10 protein-coding genes are annotated in these 14,101 nt (G+C 38.8%); all 10 read right to left on the minus strand.

Annotated features, from left to right (window positions below; all coding sequences use genetic code 11):
• Positions 1–10: 10 nt before the first annotated feature.
• The 10 genes from flgK to ACHUFV_RS13555 all read right to left on the minus strand — a co-directional run bounded on the left by flgK (position 11) and on the right by ACHUFV_RS13555 (position 13,852).
• A complete protein-coding gene (flgK, locus tag ACHUFV_RS13510; RefSeq protein ID WP_394234937.1) occupies positions 11–1,657 on the minus strand; it encodes a flagellar hook-associated protein FlgK in 1,647 nt (548 codons plus the stop codon).
• A gap of 15 nt (positions 1,658–1,672) precedes the next feature.
• Positions 1,673–2,167 (minus strand): flagellar protein FlgN, encoded by a 495-nt coding sequence (locus ACHUFV_RS13515; RefSeq protein ID WP_394234938.1) that lies wholly within the window; start codon positions 2,165–2,167, stop codon positions 1,673–1,675.
• A 19-nt stretch (positions 2,168–2,186) separates the two neighbouring features.
• On the minus strand, positions 2,187–2,459 hold the full coding sequence (flgM, locus tag ACHUFV_RS13520; protein ID WP_394234940.1) for a flagellar biosynthesis anti-sigma factor FlgM: 273 nt from the start codon (positions 2,457–2,459) through the stop codon (positions 2,187–2,189).
• A gap of 150 nt (positions 2,460–2,609) precedes the next feature.
• Positions 2,610–3,047, minus strand: a complete 438-nt coding sequence (locus ACHUFV_RS13525) for a YaaR family protein (protein ID WP_394234941.1) — start codon at positions 3,045–3,047, stop codon at positions 2,610–2,612.
• Between the two features lie 99 nt (positions 3,048–3,146).
• The gene (locus ACHUFV_RS13530; protein WP_394234943.1) at positions 3,147–4,853 is read right to left on the minus strand and encodes a flagellin N-terminal helical domain-containing protein; all 1,707 of its coding nucleotides are present in this window, start codon (positions 4,851–4,853) and stop codon (positions 3,147–3,149) included.
• Between the two features lie 15 nt (positions 4,854–4,868).
• A complete protein-coding gene (fliS, locus tag ACHUFV_RS13535; protein ID WP_394234945.1) occupies positions 4,869–5,291 on the minus strand; it encodes a flagellar export chaperone FliS in 423 nt (140 codons plus the stop codon).
• 68 nt (positions 5,292–5,359) lie between these two features.
• Complete coding sequence (locus ACHUFV_RS13540) at positions 5,360–5,659, minus strand: EscU/YscU/HrcU family type III secretion system export apparatus switch protein (RefSeq protein WP_394234947.1); 300 nt, start codon at positions 5,657–5,659, stop codon at positions 5,360–5,362.
• Positions 5,656–9,600: a hypothetical protein gene (locus ACHUFV_RS13545; protein WP_394234949.1), complete on the minus strand. Its 3,945-nt coding sequence runs from the start codon at positions 9,598–9,600 to the stop codon at positions 5,656–5,658. Before ACHUFV_RS13545 ends, ACHUFV_RS13540 begins: the two co-directional genes overlap by 4 nt.
• A gap of 762 nt (positions 9,601–10,362) precedes the next feature.
• On the minus strand, positions 10,363–10,542 hold the full coding sequence (locus tag ACHUFV_RS13550) for a hypothetical protein (RefSeq protein WP_394234951.1): 180 nt from the start codon (positions 10,540–10,542) through the stop codon (positions 10,363–10,365).
• A 382-nt stretch (positions 10,543–10,924) separates the two neighbouring features.
• Positions 10,925–13,852, minus strand: coding sequence for an EAL domain-containing protein (locus ACHUFV_RS13555; RefSeq protein ID WP_394234953.1), 2,928 nt, complete (start codon positions 13,850–13,852; stop codon positions 10,925–10,927).
• Between the last annotated feature and the right edge of the window lie 249 nt (positions 13,853–14,101).

Consider the following 14,101-nt stretch of genomic DNA (forward strand, 5'->3'; position numbering starts at 1 on the left):
ATCACCTACCTTATCTTCCTCCGACACCCATTCCATTGATAATTTTATCAAGCATTTCATCCATTAATGTAATGTTACGGGCAGCCGCGTTGTACGCATGCTGGTATTTAATCATATCGGTCATTTCTTCATCAAGTGAGACTGAGCTGACTGACATACGCTGCTGATCAAGAGAATCTTTTAGTACCCCAGCTACCTGAGTCATGCGATTTGCCTGTGAGGCATTGTCTCCCAAAGTTCCAATCATCCCTTGATAAAAGGCCTGAACATTCGTTTTGTTGCCGCCATAATCAAGGACTGCATCCTTCACATCTGCCAAGGCAAGCGCATTGGTCCCGTTCCCGACATAAGCCACATTATCAACCGTCTTTTGCGCTGCAGCAATATTATCAACATCTTCGAGAATCTTATCTGCTATTTTTATATTAGCCGCCGCTCCCTTTACTCCACCTACTGGTATGGAGAAGAAATCCTGTGCCGTATCCGTTCCAGCAATAATATCAATTGGACTCCATCCGGATTGATGGACTTCGTTGAATTTTGTTGCGAAGGTGTAGGCCATCGTATCTAAATCACTTAGCATTTTATTGAAAAGACCCTCGACGTCGCCTGCACTGTTTTTATATCCATAGCCTTCCATATAGCCGCGCAGTTTCCCGTTTGTATTGAATTGTGTTACATCTGCTATTTGATATTCCGGAGTATTACTCGTATCCGCTTCTGATTGCGTAAGTCCCTTAAATCCTGATTCGGAATCCAACTCAAAAAACTTAATCGTCGTGACCGGACTATCTAATACTTCTCGGTTTTCATACTGAATATGAAAGCCTATGGCTCTATCAGTATCCGAATCTATTAATTTAATTGGTTTCGGGGGATTACTTCCATCCATTAATACTTCCCCCTGAGGATTAGCCAAATAAACGTTAAGTAGACCTTCTGCGTTTGGCGAAGCATGTCCCCCGCTGGATTTTGACTCCACTTTAATGTTAACCATGGTTGATAATTCATCAATCAACCGATCCCGTTCATCATATAGGTCATTTGGCAGCATCCCATGCGGTTCAACATCGCCAATCTGCTTATTGACCTGGTTGATTTGACGAAGAATTGAATTTACATCTTGTTCACTGATATTGATTTCATTTCTATAGTTTTTTTGAACAGCCTGGAGCGAAGTGGATAAATAATTGAATGAATCGGCTACAGCAATTCCACGCTGACGTACGACTCGTCTTGCTCCATTATTTTGTGGCTGAGCTGCCAAGTCCTGCAAGGAATTCCAGAATTGATCAATCGTACTGGCAAGTCCTGTTTCGGAAGGTTCGTTCATGACGGATTCCATTTGCGATAGTTGTTCTGCTTTAGCTTCCCAGTAACCGAGCTTACTAGTTTCTCCACGAAGCTGCATATCAACAAAGGAATCTCTTATTCTCTGAACATCTCCCACTTGAACACCTGTCCCAATTTGGCCCGGTATTTGCGGACGGTTCAGACTGGCTGAAGGGTAGGATTCAGATGTCTGAAGGTTAACCCGTTGTCTTGTATAACCCGGCGTATTAGCATTCGCAATATTATGACCGGTTGTCAACAGGGCTGCCTGCTGTGCAGCCATTGCCCTTCTGGCTGTTTCTAAACCGTGAAACGTTGAAGTCATTATTCTTTACCTCCGTTATGCATTGGAATCAAAAAGAGAACGGCCAAGCTGTTCATATGACTGCTGACGATTAGGCCGCTCATAATTATAGTGATCCATATCAGGTCTTAACAGGTCTAGAGACATGTTCACAAATGCCAGTGACTGCTCTAGTAGCTGTTGGTTTAAGTCATTTTGATTTTTGATAGCCGAGACCTGCTCTACTAGTTTTATTTGCAGATTTGTTACAGTCCCTTTTTCCTGTTCGTTGAGAAATGGCAGACAATCTCTTAATGCCGGTGTTTCTTTTGAAACAGCATTTTTTAAAAGTAACAGTTTGGAGTAACTTATTAATTCCTTCTGTATTTCGTTTATCGTTTTGATATATTTCCGTTCCTCATTTGTCATTGCTCTTAATGCGTCGGCATCTCCGGCTTTTATGATATCGGTCTTGGACTTTGCCTTTTCATAGAGTTCTCCGTGCAGCGATAACAGCTTCTCTAGTGATGTAATAATATTGTTTACTGACAAGGACGTTCACCAACCTCGGTTATTTTTTCAGGCCATCCCAGTAGGAATACATCTTGTTAGCTACTTCACGCGGATTAACTGTATATTCACCGGACTCAATTTTATTTTTTAACTCATCAACCTTTTGCTGTCTTTCCACATCATATTGGTTGGTTATCTGCATTTCCATGGCTTCTTTGGAGATTTCAAGTTTATCCTTTTGATTTGCCGCTTGTGTTTGATATTTCCCGACCTTATCAAGCTGTTTGTTATACGGATTCACGTTCATTGGTCTAAAATTGTTGATTTTCATGCTATTCACCTCTCTTTATTCATTCCCAATTATTTATATTTACTTCATAATATAATGGTTAATTTCTTATTCTTGTGTTTTATATCGGCATTCTATAGCAGTTTTTTAGAAGAAACGGAAAAAAAGTACCACTGTCCTATAAGTAGTACTTTAGGTATACATATTGATGAGCATGCCCTTGATTTCTCCGACTTTGTTTAGGATGTCTAAGCTTGAACGTTCTTTATCTAGTACTGTGTTTGTTAGATCAATCAGCTTGCTGTCTACTTCTTTGACAATCTTATAGATTTTCGTACGACCGCGACGATTAAAGCCCCGCTGCTCCTCGAGCTTTAGTCCATTTTGAACTGCTTCGTCCATAAATTCTTTCACTAGCTTTTTATATTTACGAAGATGGTCAACTGTCCGCTTTTCAGCTAAGACCTTTCCCTGATCTTCAATTTCGCTTACCATCTTTGTCAGTTTTTCATAGACTACATTTGTACGGCCCTTGGCCATGACTTCTTGAAACGAAATGCTTTCAGTGGGAATGTCCTGCTTTGTTTTGATTCGATCAAGACCTGCTTTCCCGACCTTCTGAACATCCATGTTCTTCCCGCCTTTGAGATTCGATAATAGGTATTGTTATTTTAGCATATTTTCAAAAGAAAAGAGAGGAGCTATATGGCCCTCTCCATTCTGTATTAATTAACGTTGTAATAACTGTAGAATTCCCTGTGGTAATTGGTTTGCTTGTGAAAGCATCGCTTGAGCAGACTGATTTAGGATGTTGTTCTTAGTGAACTCTGTCATTTCAAGAGCCATATCTGTGTCTCTAATACGTGATTCTGCAGAAGTAAGGTTTTCACTTGTTGTTTGTAGGTTGTTAATAGTATGTTCTAGACGGTTTTGTGTAGCACCTAGCTTTGAACGAGTTGCAGAGATTTTCGTGATTGCTTGTTCGATTTTGAAAATCGCATCGTTAGCTCCTTCTTGACTCATGACACTAACTCCGTCAATTCCTAATTTAACTGTGCTCAGCTCAGGAACATCAATGAATACACTTTGGTTTGTGTTTGCGCCAATTTGGAAGCTTAAAGCCTTGTTTGTTAAATCGAATTCTGAGCCACCTTTTCGGGCATTTGCTCCAAATGTTAATTCAAGTCCGCCATGTTGTAAAATACCATTACTTGTTGTTAATTCTTTTTGGAATGTAATCGGTGTTTTTACATTTGTAGAGCTACCATCTGGATTTGTTTCGACTTTAGAGACAGAGATCATCAACTTATTTTCAATTTGGACTTTTGCTGTTCCCGCTTGTGTGATTAAGCTCGTATTAATTTTAACCTGTTTATTACTTTCAGTACCAATGTATACAAAGTTATCAGACCCTTGACCAATAAGGGAAGCTAATTGACCGATTGAAAAACCATTTGGATCAAACACTTCGATGTTGGCACTTTTATTTCCTGAACCATCCGCTTCATAGTCGGATACAACTATTGAGTATTCTCCAAGTTCAAGGTCACTCGATTTAACATCAAATGATGTTGTACTAGCACCAATAGTATCGTCTAAATTAAATTCAAGACCTCCAATGGTCACCTTCTGACCATCTGTAAAAGGGTAAGCTAATGTATCTGGATTTGGATTAGGTAATGTGACACCTACTGGTGGAGTCACAGTAAGAGTTGCTATTGCGCCTGTAACAGTAATATCTAAAGAGTATTGTCCATTTATTACAGCTGAATCAACCACTTTAGGAGCAATAGTTAAAGCACTTCCAGCCGTACTTGTTATTATACTTTCTTCAATAGCAATAACTGCCGCTGAACTTACTCCAGCTCCTGGCTGATTTAGTTTATACGTTAATTGTGGGTTACTTTCAACGCCTACTTCATAACGACCAGTTTTAAGTGATGGGTCACCTACTTTTGGTACGTCTTTAATATTCGTATTTTCCATTTCCCCAACAATATATTGAGTATCAGCTGCACTTGAACCATCTAGTAATCTACGAGTATTGAATTCTGTTTTGGAAGCAATACTATCAATTTCAAGATTTAGTTGATCAACTTCAAGCTGGATTGCTTGACGGTCAGAAGTGGTATTTGTATCATTTGCTGCCTGTACAGCCAATTCACGCATCCGCTGAAGCATAGAGTGAACTTCAGTCATCGCTCCTTCGGCGGTCTGCATTAGCGATATTCCATCGAGCGAATTGCGTTCTGCCTGCTTAAGCCCTGTGATTTGTGAACGCATTTTTTCTGAGATGGCTAGTCCAGCTGCATCATCTGCTGCACGGTTGATGCGAAGACCAGAGGATAATTTTTCTAGGTTTTTAGATGTATTCATTTGGTTTTGATATAAGTTGCGGTATGCATTCAACGCTTGAATATTATGATTGATTTTCATGTTAGGTGTCTCCTTTTAGTTTTCTACTAAAACGCTTTTCTCGTATGCCATTGCTCTCATTCTGTTTGGATTAATTGGTTTTACTGGTTTCTTTAATGATTGATTCCACGCTTGTGAAATGTCTTCAAGGATTTTGATTACTTCTTTGATGGTAGAAGTATCTTTTTTCAAATTGGCTTCAATCAGCTTTGAGGCCATATAGTTGTACATCATGTCTAGCTGATCTGCGATGATGCCTGCTTCGTAGTTAATGCCTACTCCTAGACGCTCTAGAATGTCATTTGCCTTCTGTAACTTTTGATTGGCAATGACAAAGTCTTTACTTTCTATATTTTCAATTGCTTCTTCTAAGCTTATTAAGCAAGATTCATATAATAATGAAGTTAATTCCTGTGGTGATTTTTGATAAATCATTTCTTTTGTTAAGTAGTCGGACACAAAAGTGCACCTCCAAGTTGTTTCTAATTTATTTATCGGCAGATATGAGAAAGTGTTAATATTACTTTTTAATAGTTTTTTTCCATTTCTTCAATTAGAAGAAGAATTTCGGCCATCACGGAGTACAATTGAGGGGGAATATTATCCCCAAGGTCCATGTCCAAGAGATTGGCAACCAGCGAAGAGTCCTCCTGCATATGAATATTATTCTTCTGGGCTAATTCGATTATTTGTTGGGCTACCTGACCTTTCCCTGATGCAACTACAATGGGAGATTTTCCGTTTTCTTCATCATATTTAATAACAGCAGCCTGCGGTCCGTTGATATCCTTGCGTTTCTTTTGATTATAGTAAGTTGCCACTCTCATATCGTGAAGTCCATTCCCTTCTCATTAAAGATTTGCCTTGTGGCTTTTGCTTGTTCTATTTCGCTACCTAGCTCTTTATGAGAAGTAGCTTGACTTGTTACAGGGTTCATTCTTGTAAAATTAATACTAGAGACGTTATAGCCCACTTCCTGAAGCTTTATTTTTGTCAACTCCGCTACTGGCTCCATCTTTTCTTTAAAGCCCGGCATATCATTTTTGACCGTAATGGATAAATTTCTGTCAGTTGAATTTAATAGGATGCCAACATCCCCAATTTTCTTTGTTTCTAGTAAAAAGTAGAGGTTGCAGTTTTCCCATTCAACCTGCTCACCTTCATTTTTCGAATTGATAAAGACCTGTAAGTTTTCCGGCTTCCCGCCTAGCATAAGCGGCAGATTAAAAAACATACTTTGCAAGGTTCCGTTACCATCTGATTTGCTTAACAGCTGCTGGCCAGTTAGATTGGTTAAAGCCTGCTCTGCTTGCTGGGTTATTTTGGGGTTTGTATCCTGCCCACCATCCCCCTGTGCAAGCTTCATTAAGACTTCTTTTAAATTCTGATGCTGCTGTTCTTGCCCTGATTGGTCATTCCGCTGGAATACGAGCGAATTTGCCACATCACTTTCATGGTTTAATCCTAGTGATCGAACCATATCGTACATTTGACGAGCTGACCTCTCGTGGTTCTGGTTTGCGCTGTAGGTTGATTCGCTGAACTTTGATAACAGCTGCTGTGAAGGTGATTGTTTTTCTAGTCCAAGAACTTCCTTATCAACAAAGTGAACAATTTTTTGCTCAGATGGTTTGAAGATGATTTTATCTATCAGCGTCTTTACGTTGTGCACGATTTCCCCTGCTTGAGCGTGATCTCCTTTTGCAAGTAACTTTTTAGCTTCTGCCAGTTGGGTACTTGCCTGCAATAGCTGCTTTTCTGTTCTCATATCGGTAAACAGCATCATTTCACTTTTTAAAATAGCATTATCAAGCTTGCTGATAGTTGTTTCTAGCATTTGTTTTGCCTGTGGATAGGCATTTTTCTTAAAGGAATTGATGACTCTTTCAACATTTTCTAGGTTTCTTGATATTTCACGTTTCAGTTCGCGGAAATCATGGGTAGCCTGTGCCAGCTTTTGCGTTACTTTTGTGATTAATATATCTTTTCCTTGGATGTTCAAGGACTGTAATTGTTCATTTATATCGTATGGAATCGTTTCTTTTGGTTTAGTTTCTTGAGTAGTCTTAGGTTCCGTTTTGACTAATTCTTTTTCAATTTCTGTCAGCTCTTTTGTGATAGTTTGCCTTGCTGCAATCTCACGGCCTTTATCGTTCAGCTGCTGCGAGTGTTCGATTGCCTTTTCCACTTTATCGATGGTCTTTAAATCGATAGAAGGATTACTTGAGATTTCTTTTCTTACCTGATCAAGGGCCACTTCCAAATTTGGTTCCTTTTGCAGCTTAGTTAAGGCTTGCTTGATCGATTGAGATGACATGATTTGAGCTTCAGTTTTTAAGGCTGTTGCTTGATTATTAGCTTCTTTGGCTTGTTGTGTAAGGTTTATGTCCTGTTGTTGCGCTTGGGCTGTGTTGGAACTAGTGAGTTGCCCCTTTGATTCAGCGTTTTGCTGTAATGCTGTTTCTACCTGCTGCAACATTTTAATCAATCTGTCTCGTCCGGCTTGATTTAATTGTTCAGCTTGACCTGCAAGGCGTTCGATGTTTCGTGATATTTCAGGATTGATATTTTTGTTATTTGATTGTAATTCCTGTACTTTCTGAACTGCATTTCTTATATTGGGCTCCGCTTGAATTTGTTCCCTGATATTTTTAATTGTTTCTTTTATCTGTGTAGCTTCTGTTGTTTGATCCTGTTTATTGGATAGTGTTGTCTTTGGTTTTAGTTGAGAATCTTGATTTGTTTGGTCCGGTTGACTTGCTTCCAATTGCTGCAATTCTTTTTCTGCTTGGGCTAAAGCTGTTTGCAAATGTCCCTTTCCGATTGCTTCACGGCCAATTTGTGCTAGCTGTATGGAAACTTTGACTGCTTGTTCTATCTTTTGAGCTATTTCACGGTCCACCTTTGGATTTGCAATAACCTGTTCTTGGACTTTTTCTACTGACCGTTGCAGGTTTGGTTCTTTTTGTATTTCTGTTTTGAGTTCTTTTACCATTTCACTTAGACGTGATTCTGTTTTATCGGCTGTTTGTGTAGGTTGCTTCGGTTGACTTGCTTCGATTTTTTGTAGTTCTACCTCTGCTTTATCTAATGCTTGCTGCAGACGTTCACGACCAGTCGATTCACGACCGATTTGCTGGAGCTGCACTGCTTCTTTTACTGCTTGATCTACTTTTTGTGCTACTTCTCGATTTATTTTGGGATTTGAGATTACCTCATCACGAACCGTTTCAACTGCTTGCTGCAGATTCAATGCTTTTTGAACCTCTGCTTTTACCTCTTTTACCGTAACACTTGGACGCTGATCTTCATTGCTTTGGTCCTGTTGAGATTGGGCTGCAACTTTCGTTTGTAGCTCAGCTTTTCTCTCCACCTGAACGACAGAGACTTCTACCTCCGTTAATACTTTGTTTAACAGCTCTTTACCTGTTGTCATTCGGCCTTGCTTCTCTAGTGAAGCTGCATTAGTCAAAGCGCGGCTTACTTTATCCTTTAGTTCAGCTGGAAACCGTTCATTGTTTACAATTTGTTCCTTAACTTTTTCAATCGATTGCCTAACGTTCGGACTCTTTGAAACTTCTTGATTAATATGTTTAACAAGAGTGGATAGTTTGCTATCTTGGCTAGTTGTTTCAACTGGTACTTGTGCAGCTACATTCCTTTGTGTTGCGGTGTGCTGATTCTTTGTGAGCTGAACTTCAGCTGTTTTCAAAGCTTCCACAAGACGTTCCTTGCCGATGGCTTGCAGATTAACTGCTTCCTGTGCTGCCTTGTCTATTTTTTGTGCCAGTTCCCTATCAAGCTTCGGGTTATTAACAATTTCTTCTCGGATTCTCGCAACCGCTTGTTTTAAATCTGGCTCTGTCTGAACTAGTTCAAGGTTTTTTCGGATAGTCTTGCTCAATTCTGAAGCATGTTTGACTGCCGTACTTTGTTTATCATCTACACTTTTCACTTCATCGCTATTTGCAGCTGTACTTTTTTCCGTAACCTCTTTAATCGCTGAATCATTTTGAACGGTAACTTTTGTAGCTTTGCTATCTGCTTGAATAGTAGGTTGAGAAACTGCCGCCTTATCTTCTTTTATAGAAGCATCCTGTAAAAATGGTGTGCTCGGCTTTTGAGGAGCAGTTTGGGCACTCTTAGTTTGGGCAGTTTGTTGTTTCTCTCCTAAAGAAACCTTTTTCTCCAGCTTAAACTCCGGATCAATTTCCCTCGCAATATCCGACAGCACTTCATTCAGCGGTCTGCCGTGCAATGCTTCTTGAACAGCACGAAGCTGCGTGCCGGTTGCTTCCAATCGTTTATTCGCCAACGCTCGTACCGTATCTATTTTATCTTCAAGAGTCCCTTGAGCTTTCTCGATAAAGCTGTCCAACTCTTGAACGGTTTCCTTGGATACAGGAAGTCCTTTGTCCAAAAGTATTCTTACCGCTTGCTTGACGCCGGGCGATTCTTTGCCCGTTAATCCGGCGCTTGCGAGTATTTTTTCCTCAGTAGATGGTGTTTTGATATTTTCCGTGGCAATTGTTTTTGCTTGGAGCATGCCGTCAGCCTGGCCGTTCACTTGAATGGTGACAGGGGTTCCGGACGCAGGTACTCCTTCTGTGAACCTTGCGCGGACCTCTTTTCCTCTTATTTGTAAAATGGCATCGGTATCTGATAGGGTTTCTTTGATAGTGGCTTTAACAACTTCCCCTTGTTTCAGCTCTAAAGGGGCTTCGGATACTTTTGCTTGCTGGCGAATTGTTTGATTGTTGACCTGCATATATTTCCACTCCCGTACAAATCACTTTCTCTGATTGTTATATCGGTAAAATAGCAGAAGGATTAAATAGTGCTTATTGACCAAATAATGGATGGAATAGGGGATAGGATTTCATGATTAGCTACCGCGACTAGCTGGGGAAACTATTTTCGGTAGTATAGTACCTTTATTAGTTACCCAAACGATTGAGGATTTCCTTTTTCAGTCGCCTAGCATCCTCATACGCCACCGAACCTTTGATCTGTTTACTTTTTCAGTCGCCTAGCACCCTTTTACGCTACCGTACCGTTGATCAATTTCCTTTTTCGGTCGCCTAGCACCCTTTTACGCTACCGTACCTATGATCAATTTCCTTTTTCGGTCGCCTAGCAACCTCAGACGCTACCGTACCGTTGATTAATTTCCATTTTCAGTCGCCTAGAACCCTTATACGCTACCGTACCAATCACGATTTTCCTTTTTCAGTCGCCTAGAACCCTTATACGCTACCGTACCGTTGATCAATTTCCTTTTTCAGTCGCCTAGCAACCTCAGACGCTACCGTACCGTTGATCAATTTCTTTTTTCAGTCGCCTAGCACCCTCCTTAACTACGAACCAATCTTGAATTTCCTTGTTTAGTAGCCAATGAGATATTTCTACTAAATTACATAAAGGAACTTTATTAATTATAGTGGAAGCAATAGAACCGTCCCCCTGCTTCATTAGAACAAATGAAAAAAGTCGATTTCCTTGATAAGCTGGAAGTCGACTTTTTATATTTTTATATAGACTTTTTCATACCGCAGTTCCGGCATTCGCGTAGGAATTTATAGTTCTTCGCTGTGCTTTTAAAATTGGAATGACCGCAATTATCACAACGTCCGGCTTGTTTATCCGGATATTGTTTGTAATCATAAACTATGGTTGTATCGTACCCGTTATATTCACTTTCCTCAGACAAATTAGTTCACCTTTTTTCCATTAAAGATAATCTTATTATCTACCTGTTTTTCGGAAATGAAAAGGGTGTAGAGTGTGCCCCACCTGAATTATTCTAGAAATTCTCCCACCATTCTGGATTGTCCTTAATATAATCAGCTCCATCTTCTTCTGTCAGAATTTTTTTACCCTGAACAAACAAAACAATGGATAGTTTATTTCGAGTTATACGAGCAATACCAGCTACTTTCTTGTTCAGTAGCCAATGAACTGATTCTACTAAATTATATAAAGGAACCCTATTAGCGAAGTGCCTGGAACGGCAATCAATAACTAAATTTTACACAGCCAAACAAAAAGAAAAACAACAGCCTAAGCTGTTGTGAGATCCCGCACTCATTTTTTTAATGATTTCCAGAGGCTTTTGTATGTTCAAAAAAATAGTTCTTCTTTTCCGTGAAAAAGCTGCAGTCAGGTAGAACATCCTTTTCCTGAAGCTTTATTTGAAAATGGTTGAGCAGGGTGGTTAAATGTCTCCTTGCTTCATCTTTAATGATGAAACTAATTCCATATGTCTGGTTATGGTCATCTATTTCTTTTCTCCAAACTACTTTACCATAGAGGTCAAGCTTTCCTCCTAAGATTTGCGTCGAGAATTTTAATATCATATCTGATCTGACAGGCAGCTTTACGGTTGTTTCAATTTTTAATCCACCAGGACCGATATCTAAAATGAGTATTTTCGTGGAACCCATATTTACCTTTTTACTATCAAATACTGAGATGGTCATTTCTCCACTTAGAGGATATTTCATAAGGATTCTAAAATATTCTCTTCGGTTTTCATAATCATACTCTGTTACCTTTTTCGTTTCTTCAGGGAAACAAATACCCATTTTTAGCAATGATTCAAACTCCTGAACGACCAATGGTTTACTGTATAAATAGCCTTGTATTTCCTCACAATGCAATTTTTTAAGAAATTGGAGCTGTTCCTCTGTCTCCACACCTTCAGCTACGACTCTAATCTTTAACTTTTTGGCAAGCTGGATTACCGCTGAAACAATATCGATGCTGTCAGAATCATCAGGTATCCCTTTAATAAACGATCGATCAATCTTAATAATATCTGCATGCAGTTTTTTTAAATAACCGAGTGATGAATAGCCTGTTCCAAAATCGTCAATGGCAATCCCAATTCCCATTTCTTTCAATCTGGATAATTTTTCCATAATCAGTGATTCATTTTCCATCAGAACTGATTCAGTAATCTCAATTTCAAGCCACTTTGTATCTAATCGAGTACTTTCTAGTACACTCTCGATCATTTGAATGACATCCGTCTGTAAAAACTGAAGCACGGAGAAATTGACAGAAACCTTAATCGGAGGCAGCCCCATTTCCTGCCATTCCTTCATTTTCTGACAGGCTCTAAACAGTACCATTTCACCTAAAGTGCCAATTAACCCGCTTTTTTCAGCTAAAGAAATAAACTCCTTTGGCGAAACAATGCCCCATTTCGGATGATCCCAGCGAATTAACGCTTCGGCTGCAATGATTTGGTTAGTACCGACGTTGATTCTCGGCTGGTAATCAACGAAGAATTCATTGTTCTTGATGGCTTTTCGTAAATCATTCGTAAGCGTAAATCGCTTGTAGGAATGAATATCCATATTTCGCGAATATATCTCGTAATAATTCGGTCCGCTTTCATTTGCCTGGTGCAGGGCAGAGTAGGCAGTTTTCATCAAATTGGTTACTGTATCACCGCTTTCTGGATAAATACTCACACCAATATTGATCGTTAGAAATAATTCATACTCATGTATGAAAAAAGGCTGTTCAAATTGATTGATCAGGTCTTTAGAAATTTTACTAATGACATGGTTCGCTATATTAGGGAATAGGATATTAAATTCAACCCCGCCATAACGCGAAACAATCCCCAATTCACCGGTAAATTCACTTAAGCGATTCGCTGCTTCCTGTAAAAGCTGATCACCCATATGTGTTCCAAGCGTATCATTTACAAATTTAAGTCCGTGTATATCAATAACCATTAGAGAAAACTTACGGTCTTTTTCCTTTGATTGGTCAATTTCTTTTTTCAACAGTGACTTAAACAGATGATGATTCGGTAATTTTGTAAGAAAGTCATAATTTAACATCTCAAAAATCTTTTTCTTTGCCATTTTCTTTTCAGTAATGTCTCTTATATTTACCTTAATGGCATTTACAGCAGGATCATGAAGTAGATTGATAATCACAACTTCACAAAAATGGATCGTTGTATTCTTATCCATGAATCGAACTTCGATTGTATTGGATGTTTGGATGTTATTTTTTACATCCTCAAAAAATTTCTTTACTAAAGGCACATCGTTACTGTAAATAAAATCAAATGCCGATTTTCCAATGTAGTCATCAATCGGCCTGTTGAATATGTTGATCACGTTTGGACTAATATAGTCAACGATCCCTTCTTCATTAAGCAAACCAATAATGTCATAGGAATGTTCCACTAGGGAACGGTACCTGCTTTCACTTAATTTAATCTTTTCATCTATTTTCTTAACCTTTTCTTCCATTAATTTTTTGTCTGTTATGACTGAACGAATTCCGATATATTGGTAGGGCTTCCCGCTCTCATCTATAAATGGAACAATCGTGGCATCTCCCCACCATAACGTGCCGTCCTTTGTTTTATTACAAATTTCACCTTTCCATACCATTCCATTCGAAATCGTAGCCCATAATTCTTCATACACTTCTTGTGAATGGTGTCCTGACTTTACCATGCGATGATTTTGTCCAATCAATTCTTTACGGCTATATTGGGAAATTTCACAAAATTTATCATTTACATAAAGAATGTCTCCGTTAGCATCTGTAATGGAAACTGTCGCTGATTGATCTAATGCATACTTGAAATCTTCCAGCTCTTTATAGGTTTTTGATAATTGATAGTCAGATTGCTTTTGATCAGTGATATCTAATACCTTTACCAACGTTCCTACCCCATCCTGTTTGGTACAGGAAAGAACCTTTAAGTAAATCATGTGACGAGAGCTTCTTTTTCCTCTGATAAAATAGGAGCCTTGTTTGATTCCTTCCTGAAGGATACGGGCATCCTGTGTTGTAAATAAATCGTACAATGTTTTGGATTTTAATTCATCCAGTGAATATCCAATGATTGATTGAAAATAGATATTTGCCCAAAGAGCATTACCTGAGGAATCGAACAAGAATATGCCAATTTTCAATTCATCAATTAAGCTATATAGGTCATCTTCTTGAATTAATTCCTTCAGATTAAGGGATGATGCTGACAAGTGAATTTACCTCCTTTATCTAGGGTTTATTGTAATCTCTTCTGGATTTAGTGGATAATTTTCAATTGTCTTTCAAAAATATCTATAAACCTATAATTCTGTAGTATAATAAATGAGTGATAATTAAAGGATAATACATGTAGGGCTAAAGACCTATGATGTTTATCACTTTTATGATTGAATTTTTCATTTAGACTGAAAAAAGGTAAGATTTTTAATTTTATAAAATAACGGTGTCAGGCACCACAA

Origin of the sequence: Niallia oryzisoli (genome assembly GCF_043641075.1) — a bacterium.
Classification (GTDB): Bacteria; Bacillota; Bacilli; order Bacillales; family Cytobacillaceae; genus Bacillus_BD; species Bacillus_BD oryzisoli_A.